Origin of the sequence: Streptomyces echinoruber (genome assembly GCF_014651135.1) — a bacterium.
GTDB classification, from domain to species: domain Bacteria; phylum Actinomycetota; class Actinomycetes; order Streptomycetales; family Streptomycetaceae; genus Streptomyces; species Streptomyces echinoruber.
The window spans coordinates 78,375-99,855 of sequence record NZ_BMWH01000019.1 but is presented as its reverse complement, the minus strand read 5'-3'; the positions used below and the strand labels follow the sequence as shown (position 1 = coordinate 99,855).

Below are 21,481 nucleotides of genomic sequence, written 5' to 3'. Positions count from 1 at the left end.
GTCAGCGCAGCCGGGCCGGGTCGACCGCGCCGGCCAGGGCGAACATGCCCGCGTCGTCGAGGTGCAGGTGGTCCCCGGAGTCGTAGGCGGGCAGCAGCCGCTCGGGCCGGTCCGGGTCGCGTACGGCGGCGTCGAAGTCGGCGACGGCGTCGAAGAGGCCGCCGGCGCGCAGGGCGGCGTTGATCCGCTGCCGGGTCGCCTCGCGGGCCGGGGTCCAGGCGCGGTGCCCGGCGTACGGGGTGAGGGTGGCGCCGACGACGCGGACGCCGTGCGCGTGGGCGCGGGCGGTGATCGTGCGGTACGCCGCCAGGACGGGCGCCGGGTCCAGCGCCTCGGGCGGGGTGTGGTTCAGGTCGTTGACGCCCTCCAGGACCACCAGCACCCGTACCCCGGCCCGGGTCAGGACGTCGCCGTCGAGGCGGGCCAGGGCGCTCGGGCCGGTGCCGTCGTGCAGCAGGCGGTTGCCGCCGATGCCGGCGTTGAGGACGCCGGGGCGGCGGGTGGTGGGCAGGGCGCGCAGGCGGTCGGCGAGCAGGTCGGGCCAGCGGTGGTTGGCGTCGCGGGTGGAGCCGGTGCCGTCGGTGAGGGAGTCGCCGAGGGCCACGACGCTGCCCGCCGAGGGGGCGCGCAGCACGTCGACGCCGGTGACGTGGTACCAGGCGGTGGTGGTGGCGGTGTACGCGGTGCCGTCCGGGTCGGCGGTGGCGTCGCCGTGCGGGGCGAGGAAGTTGGTCTGCAGGGCGGCGCGGTGCAGGGTGACGGGGGCGTCGGCGCCGGCCGGGGTGTGGGCGCTGAGGAGGAGGTTGGCGCCGTCGGGCACGGCCAGCGGTACCGGGTCGCTGGTCAGGTCCGCGCCCGGCGCGAGGACGGCGGTGCGGGCGCCGTGGAAGGTGACGGCGCGCAGCGAGCCGGGCACGGCGGCGGGACTGCCGGGTGCCCCCGGGCGCTGCCGGCCCGCCGTGACGGCGTCCAGCACCAGGGGCGCGGTGCCGAGCCGGTTGGTGAGGCGGACCCGCAGGGCGGTGCCGCCGACGCTGACGTGGACGACGTTGCGCACGGTGGTGTCCGGCAGCGCGGGCGCGGTGGCGGAGGGCGCCGCCTCCCAGGTGCCGGTCCAGCCGGGCCGCGGGCCGCTCCGCACGGCCGCCTGGGGCGTGATCGGCCGGGATACGGCCCACCGGGGCGCGGCCCACCGGGATACGGCCGACTGGCGCGTGGCCGACCGAGGTACGGCCGACCGGGGTACGGCCGACTGAGGTACGGCCGACCGGGGCGCGGCCTCGGCCGGCCGCGGTGCGGCGCCGGTCGCCGCGCCCAGCAGCAGCGACAGTGACAGCGACAACGGCAGCGACAACGACGACGACGGCAGCGGCAGCGCCGCGAGGATCCGCCCGGCCGTGACCATGTGCGCGTCCGTTCCTCCGCCGGCCCGCACCGCTGCGGGCCCCGCAGACGAACGTGCCCCATCCGGTCCGGGGCTGACCCGCCGTCATGCCCGGAACCACCCGGACGGGCGCCGTGCCGCATCGGCCCGCGGACCTGGGACCGCGTTCCGATGCGCGCGGCGGTCCCCGGTGCTTGGCTGGTGTCATGACCGAGTTCACCGAGGCCGAACGCGCCTGTCTGAGGACCCAGCGCCTGGGCCGGCCGGCCACCGTCGACCCGCACGGCCGGCCGCAGGCCAACCCCGTGGGGTTCTTCCCGCGGGACGACGGCACGATCCTGGTCGGCGGGTACGCCATGGGCCGGACCAAGAAGTGGCGCAACCTGCAGAAGAACCCGAAGGTCGCCCTGGTCGTGGACGACGTCGTCAGCGTCAGCCCCTGGCGGGTGCGCGGCGTCGACATCCGCGGCGAGGCGGAACTCCTCGTCGGCCCGCACGACCTGGGGCCGCACTTCAGCGAGGAGGTGATCCGCATCCACCCGAAGCGGATCCACAGCTGGGTCCTGGAGGAGGACGCCTGGAAGGAGAAGGCTCATACCCGCGCCGGTCCCACGCGTCCCGCGACGCGCAGGTGCTCGACGGCGTACGACCGCCACGGCCGCCAGCGGTCGGGGACGGGCAGGCCGGGCGGGGCGACGTCGGGGTCGCCGAGGGCGCGGGCGCGCACGGCGGCGGCCGTGGCCGGGTCCAGGCCGGGCAGCGCGCGCAGGGCCTGCTCGGCGTCGTCCCGGTCGGCGCCGGGGTCGAGCCGCAGCCGGCCGTCGGCGAGGGCGGCGGTCAGCGCGCCGAGGGTGCCGTGGGGTTCGGCCTCCGCCAGCACGGCCGGGTCGGGGAAGACGTGGGTGAGGGTGCCGTCGGGGGCGTCCAGCGCCTTGCCGTAGCGCCGCACCAGCAGCTCCGCGCCGGCGCGGCCGACCAGGGCGCGCACCGCCGTCTCCTCCGGGTCGGCCGATCCGGGCGAGCGCAGCCCGGGCCGGGCGGCGACCAGCGGGCCCAGTTCGGGGTCGGCGCCGAGCCGCTCGTCGACGGCGTACGGATCGGCGTCCAGGTCGAACAGCCGCCGCAGCCGCTGCACCGCCGTGGTCAGGTCGCGCAGGTCGGTCAGGTGCAGCCGGGCCTGCAGCCAGCCGCCGGGGTGCGCGGCCGCCGAGGTGCCCGGGGGCGGGCCGGGCTGCTCCTCGACCTCGGCGATCCCGGTGCCGTACGGCAGCCGCAGCGTGCGCCGGTAGGTGCGCCGGCCGCGCGGCCCGGTCACCTCTTCCACACCGGGTACGGCCTCCCGCTGCAGCAGGTCGAAGACGGCACCGGCCTGGTAGGGGCCCCGGTGGGCGAGCCGCAGCGGCACCCCGCCGCCCGGCGCGGCCGTCCGGCGCCGGCTGCCCCGGCCCGCGGCGCGGCGCAGCGCGGTCGGCGTGGCCGCGTACACGGCGCGGATGGTGTCGTTGAACTGCCGCACGCTGGCGAACCCGGACGCGAACGCGATCTCGGTGACCGGCAGGTCGGTGGTCTGCAGCAGCACCCGCGCGGTGTGCGCCCGCTGGGCCCGGGCGAGGGCGATCGGGCCGGCGCCGAGCTCGGCGGTGAGCTGCCGCTGCACCTGCCGGGCGCTGTAGCCCAGGCGGGCGGCGAGTCCGGCGACGCCTTCCCGGTCCACCACGCCGTCGCCGATCAGCCGCATGGCCCGGCCGACGACGTCCGCGCGCGCGTTCCACTCCGCCGAGCCGGGCACCGCGTCGGGGCGGCAGCGGCGGCAGGCCCGGAAGCCGGCCGCCTGGGCGGCGGCCGCAGTGGGGAAGAACCGCACGTTGCGCCGTTTCGGCGTCACCGCCGGGCAGCTGGGGCGGCAGTAGATGCCGGTGGTCTCGACGGCGAAGAAGAACTCCCCGTCGAACCGCGCGTCGCGGCTGCGGACGGCTTCGTAGCGGCTGTCCTCGTCCCACACGTCCCTCACGTCTTCCAGTGTGGGCGCGGACCGGCCGGGCCGCTGGCGGGAATCGGACACGTGGCTGCCCGGTCGGGGGCCGGGGACCCGACCGGGACCCGCGCTCCCGAGCGAGACCCGCGCTCCCAACCGAGACCCGTGCCCCCAACCGAGACCCGCGCTCCCAACCGAGACCCGCGCTCCCAACCGAGACCCGTGCTCCTGCCCGGGACCCGCGCTCCCGCCCGGGACCCGTGCCCCCCGAGCGGGTCCCGGGGGGGCACCCGGCCGGGGGCGCGGGAGAGCCGCCGCCCGGCCGGGCCCCCCAAAGAGCCCGCCCCGGACCCGGGAGAACCACCCGGCCGGGCCCCCGGAAGGACCTACCGCCACCGCCCCCGCTTGGCCTCCATCGCCGCCCTGCCCTGCGCGCCCCTGCGCTTCCCTTCCTTGCGCAATTCGGCTCGCGCCCGCGCGTCGCTCTTGGCGACGATCCACTGGTTCTCGCGCTGGAGCTTGCGGTAGCTGTCCAGCCGCCGCTGCGGCAGCCGGCCGGCGTCGAGGGCGGCGCGGACGGCGCAGCCGGGCTCGGTGTCGTGGGCGCAGTCGGGGAAGCGGCAGTGCGCGGCGAGTTCCTCGATCTCGGCGAAGACCTGGCCGACGCCGCTCTCGGCGTCCCACAGGCCGACGCCGCGCAGTCCCGGCGTGTCGATGAGCACGCCCCCGCCGGGCAGCGGCAGCAGGTTGCGGGTGGTGGTGGTGTGCCGGCCCTTGCCGTCGGTGTCGCGGACCTGCTGCACGTCCATGACGTCCTCGCCGAGGAGGGCGTTGGCGAGGGTGGACTTGCCCGCGCCGGACTGCCCGAGCAGTACGGCCGTGCCGCCGGACAGGACGGCGGTGAGGACGTCGAGTCCGTCCCCGGTGCGGGCGCTGACGGTGAGGACGGGCACGCCCGGCGCGCTCGTCTCCACGTCCTGCACGAGGTACGCCCGGGTCGCCGGGTCGGGCACGAGGTCGGCCTTGGTGAGCACGACGAGGGGCTGCGCCCCGGACTCCCAGGCCAGGGCGAGGAAGCGCTCGATGCGGCCGAGGTCGAGGTCGGCGGCGAGCGACACGGTGACGATCGCGTGGTCGACGTTGGCGGCGAGGATCTGTCCCTCGGACCGTTTGGAGGAGGTGGCGCGCACGAAGGCGGTACGGCGCGGCAGGTACGCCCGTACGTAGCGCGGGTCGCCGTCCGGGTCGACGGCGACCCAGTCCCCCGTGCACACCGCCCGCAGCGGGTCGCGGGGGGTGACGAACTCGGTGTCGGCGTGCACGGTGCCGTCCGGGGTGACGACGTCGCAGCGGCCGCGGTCGACGCGCACGACCCGGCCGGGCAGCAGCCCGTCGGCGGCGTACGGGGCGAACGCGCCGGCCCAGGTCTCGTCCCAGCCGTAGGGGGCGAGCGCGGAGGACAGCGCAGAGGACAGCGAGGAGGAAGACAGAGGGGAGGAGGACAGCGGGGAGGAAGCGGAAGTCAAGGGGTGACCCTTCGCTGAGGGGCGGCCCCCGGCAGGCGCGCACGAGCGCGGCGGAAAGCGGAAGGAGGTGTCAGCCGGCGGCCACGGAGGTGGACGGGATGGGTTCCTGGAAGCGGGCAGCGCCCGACACAACGACGGCCATCGGTCGACACCTCCTCATACGTACGCGGCTGGCGGGTGCGGCAGCGGTCGGCCGCCGCACGGGTCGCCCCACCCTAGCGGGACGCGCCCCGCGGGGGTCAACCGGTTTTGCAGCCGTGCCCGTTCAGCGCGAAGCCGTAGGGCGCGGAGTTCTTCTCCCGCCAGGAGGCGATGAAGCCGAAGGCGACTCGGCCGCCGGCGGCGACGGACCGGTTGTAGTCGGTGGCGGCGGCGGTGACGCGGGAGCCGCTCTGGGTGAAGTCCGCGTCCCACATCCGGTCGATCCTCTGGCCGTCGCGGAAGGACCAGGTGACGCGCCAGTCGTCGAGGGCGGCGACGGTGGTGACGGCGACGGTGGCCTGGAAGCCGTCGGGCCACTGGTCGACGAGGCGGTACTCGACCGTGCAGGGGGGCGGGCCGGCGGTGACGGTGGGCGTGGAGCCGCCGGAGGACGGGCCGGTGCGGGTCGGGCCGGCGGCGACCGTGGAGGAGGTGCCCTGGGGCTCGGGGTCGGCGTGCCGCGCGCCGGGGGTGCCGGCCGTGCGGGTGGTGCGGTGCGCGGTGGGCCGCGGGGAGGCGGGCGTCGTTCCGGTCGCCGGATCCACGGCGGGCAGGGAGGGGCGGGGTTCGGCGACGGGTTGGCTGCCGGTGCCGTCGCGGGCGGCGGTGTCGTCGCCGGAGCCGCCGGAGCCGCCGAGCGGCATCATCGACACGGCGAGCGCGACCAGGGACAGCAGGACGGCGGCGGCGAGCAGCCCGTTGCGGGCGGCGCGGGCCCGGCCCGCGCCGCCCTCGGGGTCGCCGGTGTCCGTCTTCTCGCGCCGCGCGGGGCGCGGCGCGCCCAGCCGTACGTCGGTGGCGCGGCGGCGGCGCTCCAGGTAGGCCAGGCCGCCCCAGCCGACGACGCCGGCGGCGAGCGCCGCGGGCAGTCCGCCGCCGTGCAGCCTGAGGCAGGCGGCGGCCTCCGCGCAGCGCACGCAGGTGGCCAGGTGCCGGGAGAGGTCGTCAGGGGTCTCGGTGCCGGGGGAGCGGGTGACGGCGTCCAGCAGGCGGGCGTAGCTGCGGCACTCGGGGGCGAGCGGCGAGTCCAGGTGGTTGCTCCGGCAGCGGTCCCGGAACAGGCCGCGGACCTCGTCGAGGTCGTCGGGTGCGGTGGCCGGGTCGAGGCCGAGGCGGCGGGCCGCGGCGGCGGCCGGCAGCGCCTCCACCTCGGCCAGCCACAGCAGTGTCGCGTCCGCCTCCTGCAGGTCCTTCAGGGCGCGCAGCGCCAGCGGCCGCTCCAGGGGCGGCCCGGTGTAGCGGGCGGCCTTGTCGGAGTGGAGCCACAGCCGCAGGTCGGGGTCGAGCCGGTGGCCCTGGCCGCCCGCCTCCCAGGCCGCCGCGGTGTCGCGGACGGCGGTCAGCAGCTGCGGGATCCTGGGCAGCCGGCCGGTGCGGCGTCCGGGGGTGCGCCCGGGGCCGGCGTCGGCGGCGCGGATGCCGCGCATGCCGAGCGCGAACGCCTCCGTGGCCAGTTCCTGGGCGGCGGTGGAGCCGGCCGTGCACAGGTCGGCGTACGACAGCACCGCGTCCCAGCACTCGGAGAACAGCGCGGCCTCGGTGTCGTCCTTCGGCTTCGGCAGGTCGGGCATGGGTCTCCTGCATCACGAGCGAGGTCAACTCAACGTACTGGCGTTGGAGTTGGGGAACCCTCGCGGCAGGCAAGAGCCTTTCACGCCTCCGATACGACTGACAAGCGCCGTTTTCACATGTCGTCGCCGGCGGTCCGGGCGCCGGAGTCGTCACCCGTACTCCGCCCCTGGATACGGACGGCGGCGGCCCGACGACTCACCGCTCGCGCCGCCGTGCCGCCGTGCCGCCGTGCCGCCGTGCCGCCGCGCCCACCATGCCGTGGTGCCGCCGTGCCGCCGTGCCGCCGTGCCGCCGTGCCGCCGCGCCCACCATGCCGTGGTGCCGCCGTGCCGCCGTGCCGCCGTGCCGCCGTGCCGTGGTACCGCCGCGCCCACCATGCCGTGGTGCCGCCGTCCGCCGTGCCGCCGGCACCGCTACACCGCGGCGGTCTCCTCCGCCGGAAGGCTGTCCATGAAGGAGCTGACGGAGAACACCGCGCGGCCGGGGCCGGGCGGGCCGTAGCCGGGCGGGGAGGACAGGCCGAAGTCGTCCATGGTGGCGCGGTAGGCCTCCAGCAGGCGGATGTGGTACTCCAGCGGCGCGCCCTGCGGGTTGGCCCGGCCCAGCGGGGTGGTGGGCTCCGGGCACCAGGTGGTGAAGCGGGGCGTGATGCCGTGCGACATGAAGAAGCGCAGGCCCTCGGTGGTGGAGGCGATGGCCTCGTCGACGGTGGTGAAGCCGTGCGGGGCGGCCATCTCGACGCCCGCGACGAAGTTGGGGATGACGTTGCGCGGGCCGAACACCTCGGCGGAGTCCAGGATGCGGCGGTGCCACTCGTCGCGGCCGACGTAGCGCTCCTTGCCCGGGCAGTACAGCTCGAACAGGCGGCGGTCCCACACCTCGTAGTTGGGGTGGTAGATCTTGACGCCGTAGTCCTTGAAGCGCTGCACGTCCGCCTTGGGCAGCGCCTGCGCGACGACCTTGCCGATCCAGCGGCCCGGGAAGCGCTCCTCGATGGCCTTGGCGTAGTGGCCGTAGAAGTCGGCCTCGTCGCGCCCGGCGACGGTCTTGGTGATGGCGCCGCCGGTGAGGGTGTAGGCGGTGGACGCCTTCTGGGTGTCGTACCGGTTGATGATGTCGAGGGCCTCCAGCACCTCCTCGACGTCCTTGACGCCCGTGTAGGGCCGGCCGGCGGCCTTGTGCTGGCGCCAGTTGTGGTTGATGTCGCAGTACTGGCACTCCTCCTTGGCGCCGAAGTACTGGCAGACCCGGAAGACGGTGAGGTAGATCAGGTAGCCCCACTGGATGGTGGGGGCGACCTCCATGACGGACTTTCCGTTGGACAGCTTGTGCCGGTAGTACTCGGGCATGGGCGGCACGCCGACGTCGGCGATGCGGCGGCCGTCGAGGTAGAGGCCGAGCAGGCCGTCCTCGCCGGCGGCGACGCGGTAGGGCGAGGACGGGTTGACCCGCACGGAGACGACGGTGCGGCGCAGCCCGTAGGGGCCGCCGGTGAGGATGATCTCCTCCGGCGGGCGCCGCAGCGCCGCCTCGCCCAGCTCCGGCAGGGTGCCGTGGTCGAAGGAGAAGATGAAGTAGGACTTCGGTTTGACCTCGCCGCCCTCGTTGTCGCTGAGCGCCGACGGGTCGAACGCGATCCCGCCCCGGAGCAGGTCCTCCTTGACGACGGCCTCCCGCGGCACGTGCGGGAAGCGCTCCATCAGATCCTCGACCAGCGCGGTACGGCTGCTCATCGACGTCTTCTCCTCCCGGCTTCGGCGTTCGCTTCCCCACGGTATGCCCCCACGTGTCCGGACCCGATGCCGGGTCCCCCTCCGACACGGCTTCCGAGTCGGCCTTCGACACGGCTTGCACGGCTTCCGAGCCGGCCTCCGGCAAAGCTTCCACGGCTTCCGAGCCGGCCTCCGGCAAAGCTTCCACGGCTTCCGAGCCGGCCTCCGGCAAGGCTTGCACGGCTTCTGAGGCAGCATCCGGCCGGTCTTCGGCGCGAGCGGGGCCGGCGCCCACCGGAAACGGGCGGTCCGAGGGGTGGGAACGGGCTTGATCGCCGGGTGGGCTTCGGCTGGGATGCCCGGTAAGCACTTCACTCACCGGGGAGGGACGCCCGATGGCCGAGACCGTGACCAACTGGGCCGGCAACATCGCCTACACCGCCAAGGAGGTGCACCGGCCGCGCACGCCGGACGCGTTGCGGTCGCTGGTCGCGGGCAGCGAGCGGGTGCGGGTGCTGGGCAGCGGGCACTCCTTCAACACGCTGGCCGAGCCGGGCGCCGAGGGGGTGCTGGTGTCGCTGGCGGCCCTGCCCGCCGAGGTGGACGTCGACACGGCGGCCCGCACGGTGCGCGTCGGCGGCGGCGTGACCTACGCGGAGCTGGCCCGCCGGGTGCACGCCGAGGGTCTCGCGCTGCCCAACATGGCCTCGCTGCCGCACATCTCGGTCGCCGGGTCGGTGGCCACCGGCACCCACGGCTCGGGCGTCGCCAACGGCCCGCTCGCCGCCTCCGTACGGGAGGTGGAGCTGGTGACGGCGGACGGCTCGGTGGTGACGATCGGGCGCGGCGATCCCCGCTTCGACGGGGCCGTGACCTCGCTGGGCGCCCTGGGGGTGGTGGCCGCGCTCGTGTTGGAGCTGGAGCCGGGGTACGAGGTGGAGCAGCACGTCTTCACCGAACTGCCGCTTCAGGGGCTGGACTACGAGACGGTCGCGGCGGCGGCGTACAGCGTGAGCCTGTTCACCGACTTCGCCGCGCCGGGCTTCCGGCAGGTGTGGCTGAAGCGGCGCACCGACCAGCCGCTCGCCGCTTTCCCGTGGGCGGCGCCCGCGACCGTGCCGCTGCACCCGGTGCCGGGGATGCCCGCGCGCAACTGCACCGAGCAGCTCGGCGTGCCGGGGCCGTGGCACGAGCGGCTGCCGCACTTCCGGCCGGAGTTCACCCCGAGCAGCGGCGCCGAGCTGCAGTCCGAGTACCTGCTGCCGCGGGCCCGCGCCCTGGACGCGCTGCACGCCCTGGACGCGATCCGGGACGCCGTGGCGCCGGTGCTGCGGGTGTGCGAGGTGCGGGCGGTCGCCGCGGACGCGCAGTGGCTCAGCCCGGCGTACCGGCGCGACAGCGTGGCGCTGCACTTCACTTGGGTGGCGGACACGGAGGCGGTGCTGCCGGTGGTGGGGCGGCTGGAGGAGGCGCTGGACGCGTTCGACCCGCGGCCGCACTGGGGCAAGGTGTTCACCGTGCCGCCGGCCGTACTGCGGGAGCGCTTCCCGCGCATCGGCGACTTCCGGGCGCTGGCGCGGGAGCTCGATCCGGCGGGGAAGTTCAGCAACGCGTTCGTGCGGGACGTGCTCGGCGGGTGACCGCCGGGCCGGTCGGCCTGCTGTCGGGTGCGGGTGAGCCGGCCGTGGCGGCCGCCGCCCTCTCGACCCCGCCCTGCCGTTCGTGTTCCTCTTCTCCTGCGGCTTTCTGCGGCTTCTTGCGGCTTCCCGCGGTGCCGGCCGGTGCGGGGGGGGGATCGCACCGGTCGGCGTCAAGGGCCGACGCTCCCTCTCACGACCTGGAGACCGATGTCTTTCCGCGCCCCCGCGACCGACTGCACCGCCTCCACCGCTTCCACCGCCTCCACCGATTACGTCGAGGACGTCTCCCCGGGCAGCGGGACCCTGCCGCCCCGCGCCCGGTACGCGTCCTCGGACGCGAAGTCCCTCTCGCTGAACGGAAAGTGGCGCTTCCGCCTGTCGCCGACCGCCGACGCCGAGGACGACGTCTTCGCCGAGCCCGGGTACGACGCCGGGGGCTGGGCGGAGGTGTCCGTCCCCGGCCACTGGGTGCTCCAGGGCCACGGCTCCCCGATCTACACCAACCACCTCTACCCCTTCCCGGTCGATCCGCCGCGGGTGCCGACCGAGAACCCGACCGGCGACCACCTGCGCGTCTTCGACCTGCCGGCGGACTGGCCGGCGGACGGGGACGCGGTGCTGCGCTTCGACGGGGTGGAGTCCTGCGCCCGCGTGTGGCTGAACGGCACGCGGCTGGGCGAGTTCAAGGGCTCGCGCCTGCCGCACGAGTTCGCCGTCGGGCACCTGCTGGAGCCGTCCGGCAACGTGCTCGCCGTCCGCGTCCACCAGTGGTCGGCCGGGTCGTACCTGGAGGACCAGGACCAGTGGTGGCTGCCGGGTGTCTTCCGCGACGTGACCCTGCTGCACCGCCCGGCGGGTTGCGTGCTCGACTTCTTCGTGCACGCCTCCTACGACCACCTCACCGGCGAGGGCACCCTGCGTGTCGACTCCGACGTCGACGGCCGGGTGACCGTCCCGGAGCTGGGCGTCGACGCCGCCACCGGCGCGTCGGTGACGGTCCCCGTCGAGCCGTGGTCGGCGGAGGTCCCGCGGCTGTACGACGGTGTGCTCGCCACGAGCGGCGAGCGGGTGCCGCTGCGGATCGGCTTCCGCACGGTGGCCGTGGAGGACGGCCTGATCAAGGTCAACGGCAGGCCCGTCCTGTTCAAGGGCGTCAACCGGCACGAGTGGCACCCGGACACGGGCCGCGCCCTCGACGCGGAGACCATGCGCGAGGACGTGCTGCTGATGAAGCGGCACAACGTCAACGCCGTGCGCACCTCCCACTACCCGCCCCACCCGGCCTTCCTCGACCTGTGCGACGCGTACGGGCTGTGGGTGATCGACGAGTGCGACCTGGAGACCCACGGCTTCACCGGGCAGGGCTGGCGGGACAACCCCGTCGACGACGACCGCTGGACCCCGGCCCTGCTGGACCGCGCCGCCCGCATGGTCGAACGGGACAAGAACCACCCGTCGGTGGTGATCTGGTCGCTGGGCAACGAGGCCGGCACCGGCCGCGGCCTGACCGCGATGGCCGAGTGGATCCACGGCCGCGACCCGTCCCGCCCGGTGCACTACGAGGGCGACGCCACCTGCCGTGACACGGACGTGTACGCGCGGATGTACGCCTCCCACGAGGAGGTGGAGCGGATCGGGCGCGGCCTGGACGGCGGCCCCCGCAAACGCCGCGAACTCCCCTTCCTCCTGTGCGAGTACGCGCACGCCATGGGCAACGGCCCCGGCGGACTCGCCGACTACCAGCGGCTGTTCGAGGCCCACGACCGGCTGCAGGGCGGCTTCGTCTGGGAGTGGATCGACCACGGCATCCGCCATCCGGAGCTGGGCTTCGCCTACGGCGGCGACTTCGGGGAGGAGCTGCACGACGGCAACTTCGTCTGCGACGGGCTGGTCTTCCCCGACCGCACGCCGTCGCCGGGACTGGTCGAGTACAAGAAGGTCATCGAGCCGGTGCGGATCGAGGGCCGGGGGGCTCGGGGAGGCGCCGGCGGCACCGTGCGGATCACCAACCGGTACGACTTCGCCGGCCTGTCCGCGCTCGCCTTCGCATGGTCGTACCAGGTGGACGGCGAGATTGTCGCCTCCGGTCCGCTGCCGGTGCCGGCGCTCGCGGCGGGCGAGGCGGCGGAGGTGAAGCTGCCCGAACCGCCGCGGCGGCCGGGCGAGATGCACGCCACCGTGCGGGCGGTGCTCGCGGTGGACACCGCGTGGGCGCCGCGCGGGCACGTGGTGGCCTGGGGCCAGTTCCCCCTCACCGGGCGGCGGGTGCCGTCGCTCACGCCGACGGCCGCTCCCGTTCCCGGCGACCGGCGCGTCACGCTCGGCCCGGCCTCCTTCGACGCCCGCACCGGCGCCCTGCTGACCGTCGGCGACATCGAGGTCACCGGCGGCCTGCGGCTGGACGTGTGGCGGGCCACCACCGACAACGACGACGGCGCCCCGTGGCAGTCGGACACCCGCCACGGCGTGCTGTGGCGCACCCTCGGCCTGCACCGCGCGCAACACCGGCTGGACGCCGTGGAGGCGGGCGGGGACGCGCTGACCGTGCGCACCCGGGTGGCGCCGGCCGGCTGCGAGATCGGCCTGGCCACCGTCCACCGGTGGACGTCGGACGGGGAGCGGCTGCGGCTGACGGTGTCCGTCCGGCCCGAGGGGGACTGGAGGGTGCCGCTGCCCCGGCTCGGCGTCCGCTTCGGCCTCCCGGCGGCGACGGTGGACCGGGTGCGCTGGTTCGGCGGCGGGCCCGGCGAGGCCTACCCGGACACCAAGTGCGCCTCCCTGCTGGGCCGTTGGGAGGCCACGCTGGAGGAGCTGCACACGCCCTACGTCCGCCCGCAGGAGAACGGCGCCCGCGCCGACGTGCGCTGGGTTGAGATCGGCGGCCTCAGGATCGAGGGCGACCCGGAGTTCTTCCTCACCGCCCGCCGCTGGACCACCGAGCAGCTCGACGCGGCCCGGCACCGCGGCGACCTGGTGCCCGGGGACACGGTGTGGGTCCACCTGGACCACGGCCAGCACGGCATCGGCTCCCAGTCCTGCGGCCCGGGCCCGCTGCCGCGGTACTTCCTGTGGCCGCGACCGACGGAGTTCTCCTTCGTCCTCTCGCGGGTCCGTTGAGCCGGTGGCAGCAGCGGGCCCGCCCGGGGCCCGAGCGGTCCCGGGCGGGCGGCCGTGCTCGGGCGGTCAGGCGGCCTGGTGCGGGTCGCCGTTCCGGAGCCGGTCGACCAGGGCGAGGAAGAGGAAGAAGTTCGGGATCTTCTTGACCGGCACCCTCGCCCAGGGCAGCTTCTTGCCGGTCCTGCGCAGCACCAGCACCCCCTGGGAGATCTCGACCTTCTCGATCTCCGGCCAGGTCAGGCTGCCCTTGGCCGTGGCCACACCGCCCAGGTTCACCGAGAGGTCCCCGTAGGTCAGGGTCCCGCCCTGCTCCAGCTTGGCGAGCAGTCCGGGCAGCTGCGCCCGGGTGATCTCCTGCTGGAGCGCCGGGCCCCAGCGCTCGGGCTGGTCGTAGAAGCCGGTCACCTTGAGCGTCGTACCGTCCTCGCGGTGGAGCGTGTAGACGTAGGTGGTGCCGACGTAGACGCCGTTCGCGTACCGCTCGGTGATCTCCTGGAGCGCCGTCATCGCGTCCCAGCGGAAGACGGAGACCTCACCGTTTTTCCCCACCTCGGCCAGGCCGTGCTCGAAGAGGTGCAGTCGGCGGGCGGCCTGCTTGCGCGAGAGATTGGGTGTCTGGGCGGCGAGCCAGAGGAAGTAGGCGCCCAGGGGAGGAAGGATCAGGCCGACGGTTCCCATGAGCAGGAGGGCGGCCAGCCGCACCGCGCCGACGCGCTTCGGCAGGAACGTCTCCCGCAACTGCCCGAGCCCTTCGGTCCCCGGGAGCGCCGCCTGCTGGGCCGCTTCCTGCCCGGGGTCCTGCCCGGGGTCCTGCCGAGCGGTGGATCCTGCCATGAGCCGTGCTCCTTGCCGTGGTGATGCAGAAGGTAGAAATTCGGCCACCATTCTGCGGCCGGGGCCGACGCCTGGACGCACCGGGGGGGTGGATCATCGCGCCACGGTGGCCGTTCCCGCCTGCCGGGAGGCCAAGCGGCGGGAGCCGCGGTGAGCGGACACGCCGACGCCCGGGCCGCGAACGCCTCGACGGCTTCCCCGACCCGGGCGCCGCGGGCGCAGCCGGTCCATGGCGGACAGGAGGGCAGCACGCCTCCGTCAGCATGCCTCCGCCGACGCGCCTCCATCAGCACGCCTCCGTCAGCACGCCTCCGTCAGCGCGCCTCCGCCGGCACGCCTTCGTCAGGGCGCCTTCGTCAGGGCGCCGGTGATCGTGGCGAGCAGGGTTTCGCCGCAGGCGGCGGATTCGTCCGCGGCCCAGCAGACGTAGCCGTCGGGCCGGAAGAGCAGGGCGGCGGCGCCCACGTCGTCGGCGCATGCGGCGCGGACGAGGTCGACTCGGGCCGGCAGGCGCAGGTCGGCCGGGACGGCTCCGGCCAGGTCGAGCAGGACGGCGTGCCCCGAGGCGAACAGCGCCGACAGCCGGGTGGGGCCGGCTTGGGTGACCAGGTCGACGTCCGGTATCCGCCGTCCGGTGAGCGGGTGTTCGCCGGGCAGCTCGTAGCGCAGCGACAGGCCGGACATCAGTCCCGCGAGGTGGCGGTTGGTGTCGGGCAGCCGCAGCAGGTCGGTGACGATGTCGCGCAGGGCGGCCACGTCCTCGCTCGGATTCGGCTGGGCCAGGACCCGCTGGGCCGAGGTGTGGTGCAGCACCTGGGCCGCGACCGGGTGCCGTTCGGCGTGGTAGCTGTCCAGGAGGCCGCTCGGCGCCCGGTCCTGGACGGCCGCGGCCAGTTTCCAGCCGAGGTTGAACGCGTCCTGCACACCGAGGTTGAGTCCCTGGCCGCCCAGCGGCGGGTGGATGTGCGCGGCGTCCCCGGCGAACAGGACGCGGCCCACGCGGTAGTGCTCCAACTGCCGCGTGGCGTCGCTGAACCGCGAGGAGTTGTCCACCGCGCCGAGGACGGTCTCCTCGCCGTACACCGCCTGCAGCGCGGCGGTGATCTCCTCGCGGGTGACGGGAGTGTCCCGGGTGGTGTCCGCCTGGTCCGTGCGCCCGAAGGTGAGCCGGTACCGGTCCCCGCCGAGCGGCACCAGCATGGACCAGTAGCCGCCCGCATGGCGGGTCAGGGTGCTCATGTGCCCCATCTGCCGCGGCACCAGCGGCGACACGGCGGACAGACGGATGTCGGCCAGCACCGCCTGATGGGTCCCGGGCCTGCCGGGGAACGGCAGGTCGAGCAGTTTGCGCACCGTGCTGTGCCCGCCGTCGCACGCCACCAGATAACGCGCCCGCACCCGCAGGCCGTCCGCGGTCACGGTCACGCCGTCGTCGTCCTGCTCGACTCCCGAGACCGCGCTGCCGCGCAGGACCCGCACGCCGCCGGCCATCGCCCGTTCCTCCAGCACCTCCTCGATCTCCCACTGGGGAATCATGATCGGGAAAGGGTGTCTGGTGCGCCACGGGGCGCAGTCCAACGGCACCGGCAGGCCCGCGAAGTGCCCGCCCACCGGCTCACGCGGCGCGGCCCGTTTCAGCAACGGCTCCAGCAGCCCGCGCAGCTCCAGCAGTTCGGCGGTGCGGGGCTGGATCGCGCCGCCCTTCACCTGCTCGACGCGCCGGGGCAGTTTCTCCAGTACCAGGGTCTCGACCCCGGCCAGAGCCAGTTCGCACGCCAGCATCAGCCCGGTCGGACCGGCGCCCGCGACGACGACCTCGGTCTCGATCTCGGTCTCGTTCTCGTTCTCGCTCTCGATCTCGATCTCCGTCAGCACCTTCGCTCCACCTCGTTTCTCGCCTGAGGGCAAAACTATACCTGGTGCAGAAATCGCCTCAAGGCAGTTATTTGCTACCGTGGGCGCCATGAACAGCAAGCCGGGGCTTCGGGAGCGCAAGAAGCAGCGGACCCGCGCGGCGATCTCCGAGGCGGCGATCACGCTGTTCCTCGAACACGGCTTCACCCGGGTCTCGGTGGCCCAGGTGGCCGAGGCCGCGGAAGTGTCCAGACGCACGCTCTTCGCGTACTTCCCGACCAAGGAAGACCTCGTGGTGCACCGCTTCGCCGACCACGAGACCGAGGCCGCCCGGGTGGTGCGGGCCCGCCCGGCCGGCACCACCCCGCTGACCGCGCTGCGCGAGCACTTCCTCAGGGGGCTGCGTGAGCGGGACCCGATCACCGGGCTCAACGACCGGCCCGGCATCCTCGCGCTCCACCGGATGATCCTCGACACGCCCTCGCTGGTGGCCCGGATGGAACGGTTCAAGACCGGCGCCGAACGCGCGCTCGCCGAGGCACTGCGGGAGACCGCGGCCACTCCGGAACTCACCGCGCGCCTCGCCGCCGCCCAGATCGTCGCGGTGCAGTGGGCGCTGGCGAACGACAACGCCGAGCGCCTGGCGTACGGGGAGCCGGCCGACGAGCGCTACGCGGGCGCCGTGCAGGACGCCGAGCACGCGTTCGCCCTGCTGGAGAACGGACTGCACCGCCTGGCCTCGTGACGGCGCGGAGCATGACCCGCACCGCCTCGGACGGGAAGTCACCACAGGTGAAGCCGGCCGGCCTGTGAGGCCGGTGGAGTCGGTCGAGCCGGTGGGGCCGGTGGGGCCGGTGAACAGGGCGGCGCACCCGGGGCCGCACGCGCCGGTCAGCCGGCCCGGCCCGGCACCGGGACCTCCGCCCAGACGGTCTTGTACGTCGACTGCGGGTGGCGGTCCACTCCCCACGCCCGGGACAGCGCGGCGACCAGCACCAGCCCGCGACCGCCTTCGTCCTCCCCGTCGCCCTCTCCCTCACCCTCACCCGACGGCTTCCCGGGCACCGGCAGCCGCTCCACCGCCGCGTCGGTGACCTCCACCCGCACGACGTCCCCGCGCAGCACCAGCCGCACCCGGAAGTCGCGCCCCCGCACCCGCCCGTGCCGTACGGCGTTCGCGGCGAGTTCGGCCACGACCAGGGTCACGGTTTCGTTCGCCTCGCCGTCGTACGGATATCCCCACACGTCCATCCGGTTGGCGACCAGCCGCCGCGCGAGCCGGGCGCCGCGCGGAGTCGGGCTGAACAACTGCGTGAACGTGCTGACGGTGACAGGCGGGTGGACCCGGGTCTCTCCTTGCATGCCCCAACCGTCCCGCGCGGCACGGGAGTCGCCCAGGGACGAAACTCGTACGCTGCGCGTTGTACGAGTTCACGCTGTGGACAGTGCGCGTAACCGACCGTGACCATGGGGGACTTGGCGGGGTTGGCACCATGCACCACCATGCACCCGGGAGTTCCCGTATGACCGACAGCACCATCAGTGTCGAGAACACCTCGAACGAGCCCGAGCCGTCCGACAGCCTGAAGGCCTTCGGGGCCGCGCACAAGGCCTTCCGCAAGCGGGCGGGTTACACGCAGGAGGAGTACGCGCCGCTCGTCCGCTACCAGCCGTCGACGGTGGCGTCGATCGAACAGGGGCGGCGCTTCCCGCCGCGCGTGTTCGTCGAACGGGCGGAGGAGGTCCTGGACGCGTTCGGCGCCCTCAAGGGGGTCTACAAGCACGTCAGCAGGGAGAAGGGACTGGCGTCGTGGTTCCGCCAGTGGGCGGAGCTGGAGGAGCAGGCGATCAGCCTCTACACGTACGAGAACCGGTTCGTTCCGGGACTGCTGCAGACGGAGGCGTATGCGCTCACGCTGTTCCAAGCGCGGGTGCCACTGCTCACGGAATCGGAGATCGAGGCTCAGGTCACGGCCCGTCTGGAACGGCAGTCCCTGTTCGCGGAGCGGCCGCACACGGCGTTCAGCTTCATCGTCGAGGAGCACGTCCTGCGGCGGCCGACCGGCGGGGAGGAGCTCATGCGCGCGCAGATCGACCACATCCTGGAGGCCACGGAGCCGCGCAACGTGGAGGTCCAGGTGATGCCGATGTCGCGCGGCTTCCACCCCGGCCTGAACGGGCCCATCCGACTCCTGGAAACACCGGACAACGAGTGGTTCGCCTACCTGGAGGGCCAGGAGAGCAGCCAGTTCATCGTCAACCCGAAGACGATCAGTGTGCTGCACATGCGCTATGCGAAACTGCGCTCACAGGCTCTGACCCCGGAGGATTCCCGGAGCCTGCTGGAGCGACTGCGAGGAGTGCTATGAGCACCACCGAACTGGCCTGGTTCAAGAGCAGCTACAGCGGCGACGACTCGGGCGACTGCGTCGAAGTCGCTCTGGACTGGCGCAAGTCGACATACAGCAGCGGCAGCTCCGGCGACTGCGTCGAGGTCGCCGCCTGCCCCACCACCGTCCACGTCCGCGACTCCAAGAACACCGAGGGTCCGCGGCTCGCCCTCTCCCCCACCGCCTGGACGGAGTTCGTGGAGTTCGCCGCCCGCGGCCGGGACTGACCGCCGGACCCGACCTCCCGGGAACCTTCCTGCGCTAGGCTGCTTCCTAGGCGCCCTAGGTTTCCGGGAGGTCCCCCATGCCCCGCGCCGGCCTCACCGCCGACCGCCTCGTCGCGGCCGCCGCCGAACTCGCCGACGAGGTCGGCTTCGAGAACGTCACCCTCTCCGCCCTGGCCCGCCGCTTCGGCGTGAAGGACGCGAGCCTGTACGCGCACGTCAGGAACCTGCACGACCTGCGCACCCGGCTCGCCCTGTACGCGGGCGGCGAGATGATCGACGAGATCGCGGCAGCCGTGGCCGGGCGGGCGGGCAGGGACGCGCTGGCCGCGTTCGCCGGGGCGTACCGGGCGTACGCGCTCGCGCACCCGGGGCGGTACGCGGCGCTGCAGATCCGCCTGGACCAGTCCCTGGCCGCGGACTCCCCCGCCATGCGCCGCACCGCCGAGATCACCTACGGCATGCTGCGCGCCTACGGCCTCGAGGAACCCGATCTCACCGACGCCGTCCGCCTGTTGCGCAGCACCTTCCACGGCTACTGCGTGCTGGAGGCCGGCGGCGGCTTCAATGCCCCGCGCGACGTGCAGGCCTCCTGGGAGAAGGCGGTCGACGCGCTGCACATCGCCTTGGAGAACTGGCCCCGCGCCGGCAAGGACGGGCGGCACACCTGAGCAGCACTGCGACACCACCGACATCACCGGCCTCACTGGCATCACCGGCATCACCGGCAGCGGCCCCGTCCTGCGACGGCCGACACGGAGGTCAGTCGCGCGGGCTCGGGAATGCCCTCGCCTCACTTGCAGGAAAGTTGAGCTGCGTCGTATAAAAATTTCCGATCGACCGTCTTTCTCACGGGCTCTGATGCTCACGTGTCTGCAGATCGTGACCGGGAAGGTGATCGATGGGCGAGGGCTGGACGTTCGCCGGTGAGGCGACGCAGAGCGGCGACTCGGTGACACTGATCGAAGGATCGTCGTTCTGCCTGTCCGAGCGGGGCGGGGACCTCGTGCCCGGCACACCCCAAGGGCTCTTCCACCGCGACACCCGCATCCTGTCCGTCTGGCAGCTCCGCCTGGACGAGGAGGAGGTCGACCCGCTCACGGTCATCGCCCAGGAGCCGTACGAGGCGCTGTTCCTCGGCCGCGCCCGGCCCCGCCCCGGGAACAGCGAGGCCACCGTCCTCGTCGAGCGGCGCCGGTTCGTCGGCGCCGGCATGCGCGAGGACCTGGTGCTGCGCAACCTCGGCAACGAGGCCGCCGCCTGCGTGCTCACCCTGCGCGTGGAGGCCGACTTCGCCGACCTGTTCGAGGTGAAGGAGGGCCGGGTCGCACCGCGCGGCCAGTACGGCGTCGACTACGGCGACGGGGTCCTCGCCCTGAGCCGCCAGTGGCGGGGCGAGAGCCGCGGGGTGCGGATCGTCGCCGAGGACGCCATCTGCTCCCCCGACCGGCTCACCTTCCGCGCCGTGGTCCCGCCGCGCGGCACCTGGCGGGCGTCCATCCTGGTCACACCGGTGATCGACGGGGTGGAGACGCCGACGTCGTTCCCGCTGGAACGGCCCGTGGAGCAGGCCGGGCCGTCGGTGCGCACCACCGAGTGGCGCGCGTCGGGGCCGCGGGTGAAGGTCGGCGACGAGTCGCTGGCGCTGACGCTGCGCCGTAGCTGCCAGGACCTGGGCGCGCTGCGCATCTTCGACCCGCAGCGGCCCGACACGCCCGTCGTGGCGGCCGGCGCCCCCTGGTTCATGGCGCTGTTCGGCCGTGACTCGATCCTCACCTCCCTGATGGCGCTGCCGCTCGACCCCCGGCTGGCGCTCAGCACCGCCCAGGTGCTCGCCCGCTACCAGGGCGTGAAGACCGACCCGGTCACCGAGGAGGAGCCGGGCAAGATCCCGCACGAGTTGCGCTTCGGCGTCGAGGCGTCGCTGTCCCTGGGCGGCACGGTGTACTACGGCACCATCGACGCCACGCCCCTGTTCGTGATGCTGCTGGGCGAGCTGTGCCGCTGGGGCGTCGACCCGGACGCCGTACGGGAGTTGCTGCCGCACGCCGACCGGGCCCTGGAGTGGGTGGAGAAGTACGGCGACCGCGACGGCGACGGCTTCGTCGAGTACCGGCGCGCCACCGACCGCGGCCTGGCCAACCAGGGCTGGAAGGACTCCTGGGACGGCGTCAACGGCGCCGACGGCCGGCTCGCCGAACCCCCGATCGCCCTCGCCGAGGTGCAGGGATACGTGTACGCCGCCTACACGGCCCGCGCGCTGCTCGCCGAGCAGACCGGCGACCCGGACGGCGCCGCGCGGTGGCGGGAGAAGGCCCGCGCGCTCAAGGAGCGCTTCAACGAACGGTTCTGGCTGCCCGAACGGGGCTGGTACGCCGAGGCGCTCGACGGCGAGAAGCGGCCCGTGGACGCGCTCGCCTCCAACATGGGCCACTGCCTGTGGACCGGCATCGTCGACACCGACAAGGCCCCGCTGGTCGCCGAACGGCTGTTGTCCCCCGAGATGTTCAGCGGCTGGGGCGTGCGCACGCTGGCCACCTCCATGGCCGCGTACAACCCGATGAGCTACCACAACGGCTCGGTGTGGCCGCACGACAGCGGCATCGTCGCCGCCGGCCTGATGCGCTACGGCTTCGCCGACCACGCCCGCCGCGTCGCCGAGGCCGTCCTGGACGCCGCCGCGGCCTTCGGCGGGCGCCTGCCGGAGCTGCTGTGCGGCTTCGACCGCGCCGAGTACGCCCAGCCGGTGCCCTACCCGGCGGCCTGCTCGCCGCAGGCGTGGGCCTCGGCGACCCCCCTGTACCTGCTGCGCGTCCTGCTGGGCGCCGAGGTGTGCGTCCCGCACGGCGTACTGCGCCTCGACCCGCACCTGCCCGCCCGCTTCGGCGCGCTGCGCCTGACCGACGTGCCGCTCGGCACCGCGCGGGCGGCCGTCACCGTGACGGAGGACGGCGAGGTCCACGTCACCGGGCTGCCCTCCACCCTGCGGCTCACCCAAGAGCCGTGCCCCTGCAACACCTGGCGAACAGTTACCTGACGGGGCGTCACATTT

The 21,481-nt window shown here is 74.2% G+C and carries 15 protein-coding genes and 1 pseudogene; 8 read left to right on the top strand and 8 right to left on the bottom strand.

Annotated elements, in window-relative coordinates:
• Position 1: 1 nt before the first annotated feature.
• A complete protein-coding gene (locus IE225_RS21355) occupies positions 2-1,405 on the bottom strand; it encodes an SGNH/GDSL hydrolase family protein (protein WP_190059195.1) in 1,404 nt (467 codons plus the stop codon).
• A 185-nt stretch (positions 1,406-1,590) separates the two neighbouring features.
• Here IE225_RS21355 and IE225_RS21350 point away from each other — a divergent pair.
• Positions 1,591-1,956: pseudogene (locus tag IE225_RS21350) on the top strand (PPOX class F420-dependent oxidoreductase); the annotation flags it as partial.
• A gap of 20 nt (positions 1,957-1,976) precedes the next feature.
• Here the strand turns inward: IE225_RS21350 and IE225_RS21345 are convergent.
• From IE225_RS21345 to IE225_RS21330, 4 genes are all read right to left on the bottom strand, one after another.
• Positions 1,977-3,386 (bottom strand): DNA-3-methyladenine glycosylase 2 family protein, encoded by a 1,410-nt coding sequence (locus IE225_RS21345; RefSeq protein WP_190059246.1) that lies wholly within the window; start codon positions 3,384-3,386, stop codon positions 1,977-1,979.
• A 359-nt stretch (positions 3,387-3,745) separates the two neighbouring features.
• On the bottom strand, positions 3,746-4,864 hold the full coding sequence (gene rsgA, locus IE225_RS21340) for a ribosome small subunit-dependent GTPase A (RefSeq protein ID WP_373303252.1): 1,119 nt from the start codon (positions 4,862-4,864) through the stop codon (positions 3,746-3,748).
• Positions 4,865-5,124: 260 nt separating this feature from the next.
• Complete coding sequence (locus tag IE225_RS21335; RefSeq protein ID WP_190059194.1) at positions 5,125-6,657, bottom strand: cellulose binding domain-containing protein; 1,533 nt, start codon at positions 6,655-6,657, stop codon at positions 5,125-5,127.
• Positions 6,658-7,071: 414 nt separating this feature from the next.
• Complete coding sequence (locus IE225_RS21330; protein WP_190059193.1) at positions 7,072-8,391, bottom strand: radical SAM protein; 1,320 nt, start codon at positions 8,389-8,391, stop codon at positions 7,072-7,074.
• A 374-nt stretch (positions 8,392-8,765) separates the two neighbouring features.
• Between IE225_RS21330 and IE225_RS21325 the strand changes: the two genes are divergently transcribed.
• Both IE225_RS21325 and IE225_RS21320 read left to right on the top strand, forming a co-directional pair.
• Entirely contained in the window at positions 8,766-10,010 is a 1,245-nt protein-coding gene (locus tag IE225_RS21325) for an FAD-binding protein (protein ID WP_190059192.1), read from the top strand.
• Between the two features lie 207 nt (positions 10,011-10,217).
• A complete protein-coding gene (locus IE225_RS21320; RefSeq protein ID WP_190059191.1) occupies positions 10,218-13,127 on the top strand; it encodes a glycoside hydrolase family 2 TIM barrel-domain containing protein in 2,910 nt (969 codons plus the stop codon).
• A 66-nt stretch (positions 13,128-13,193) separates the two neighbouring features.
• Here the strand turns inward: IE225_RS21320 and IE225_RS21315 are convergent, their stop codons facing one another.
• Both IE225_RS21315 and IE225_RS21310 read right to left on the bottom strand, forming a co-directional pair.
• Positions 13,194-13,961, bottom strand: coding sequence for a DUF6585 family protein (locus IE225_RS21315; RefSeq protein ID WP_190059190.1), 768 nt, complete (start codon positions 13,959-13,961; stop codon positions 13,194-13,196).
• Between the two features lie 342 nt (positions 13,962-14,303).
• Entirely contained in the window at positions 14,304-15,836 is a 1,533-nt protein-coding gene (locus IE225_RS21310) for an FAD-dependent oxidoreductase (protein WP_268250010.1), read from the bottom strand.
• An 88-nt stretch (positions 15,837-15,924) separates the two neighbouring features.
• Here IE225_RS21310 and IE225_RS21305 point away from each other — a divergent pair, with 88 nt between their 5' ends.
• Positions 15,925-16,560: a TetR/AcrR family transcriptional regulator gene (locus IE225_RS21305; RefSeq protein ID WP_190059189.1), complete on the top strand. Its 636-nt coding sequence runs from the start codon at positions 15,925-15,927 to the stop codon at positions 16,558-16,560.
• Positions 16,561-16,706: 146 nt separating this feature from the next.
• Here IE225_RS21305 and IE225_RS21300 read toward each other — a convergent pair whose 3' ends face one another.
• On the bottom strand, positions 16,707-17,177 hold the full coding sequence (locus IE225_RS21300) for an ATP-binding protein (protein WP_190059188.1): 471 nt from the start codon (positions 17,175-17,177) through the stop codon (positions 16,707-16,709).
• A 161-nt stretch (positions 17,178-17,338) separates the two neighbouring features.
• On the opposite strand from IE225_RS21300, the gene IE225_RS21295 reads away from it, so the two are divergent.
• The 4 genes from IE225_RS21295 to IE225_RS21280 all read left to right on the top strand — a co-directional run bounded on the left by IE225_RS21295 (position 17,339) and on the right by IE225_RS21280 (position 21,466).
• Positions 17,339-18,184, top strand: coding sequence for a helix-turn-helix domain-containing protein (locus tag IE225_RS21295; RefSeq protein ID WP_190059187.1), 846 nt, complete (start codon positions 17,339-17,341; stop codon positions 18,182-18,184).
• A complete protein-coding gene (locus IE225_RS21290) occupies positions 18,181-18,432 on the top strand; it encodes a DUF397 domain-containing protein (RefSeq protein WP_190059186.1) in 252 nt (83 codons plus the stop codon). The genes IE225_RS21295 and IE225_RS21290 overlap by 4 nt, the downstream gene beginning before the upstream one ends.
• A 77-nt stretch (positions 18,433-18,509) precedes the next feature.
• Positions 18,510-19,100, top strand: coding sequence for a TetR/AcrR family transcriptional regulator (locus IE225_RS21285; RefSeq protein ID WP_190059185.1), 591 nt, complete (start codon positions 18,510-18,512; stop codon positions 19,098-19,100).
• Positions 19,101-19,330: 230 nt separating this feature from the next.
• The gene (locus tag IE225_RS21280) at positions 19,331-21,466 is read left to right on the top strand and encodes an amylo-alpha-1,6-glucosidase (RefSeq protein ID WP_190059184.1); all 2,136 of its coding nucleotides are present in this window, start codon (positions 19,331-19,333) and stop codon (positions 21,464-21,466) included.
• Positions 21,467-21,481 lie beyond the last annotated feature (15 nt).

Coding starts and splice junctions, on each gene's coding strand:
- IE225_RS21355 (WP_190059195.1), bottom strand. CDS start 1,405: ATGGTCACGGCCGGGCGGATCCTCGCGGCGCTGCCGCTGCCGTCGTCG.
- IE225_RS21335 (WP_190059194.1), bottom strand. CDS start 6,657: ATGCCCGACCTGCCGAAGCCGAAGGACGACACCGAGGCCGCGCTGTTC.
- IE225_RS21330 (WP_190059193.1), bottom strand. CDS start 8,391: ATGAGCAGCCGTACCGCGCTGGTCGAGGATCTGATGGAGCGCTTCCCG.
- IE225_RS21325 (WP_190059192.1), top strand. CDS start 8,766: ATGGCCGAGACCGTGACCAACTGGGCCGGCAACATCGCCTACACCGCC.
- IE225_RS21320 (WP_190059191.1), top strand. CDS start 10,218: ATGTCTTTCCGCGCCCCCGCGACCGACTGCACCGCCTCCACCGCTTCC.
- IE225_RS21315 (WP_190059190.1), bottom strand. CDS start 13,961: ATGGCAGGATCCACCGCTCGGCAGGACCCCGGGCAGGACCCCGGGCAG.
- IE225_RS21305 (WP_190059189.1), top strand. CDS start 15,925: ATGAACAGCAAGCCGGGGCTTCGGGAGCGCAAGAAGCAGCGGACCCGC.
- IE225_RS21300 (WP_190059188.1), bottom strand. CDS start 17,177: ATGCAAGGAGAGACCCGGGTCCACCCGCCTGTCACCGTCAGCACGTTC.
- IE225_RS21295 (WP_190059187.1), top strand. CDS start 17,339: ATGACCGACAGCACCATCAGTGTCGAGAACACCTCGAACGAGCCCGAG.
- IE225_RS21290 (WP_190059186.1), top strand. CDS start 18,181: ATGAGCACCACCGAACTGGCCTGGTTCAAGAGCAGCTACAGCGGCGAC.
- IE225_RS21285 (WP_190059185.1), top strand. CDS start 18,510: ATGCCCCGCGCCGGCCTCACCGCCGACCGCCTCGTCGCGGCCGCCGCC.
- IE225_RS21280 (WP_190059184.1), top strand. CDS start 19,331: ATGGGCGAGGGCTGGACGTTCGCCGGTGAGGCGACGCAGAGCGGCGAC.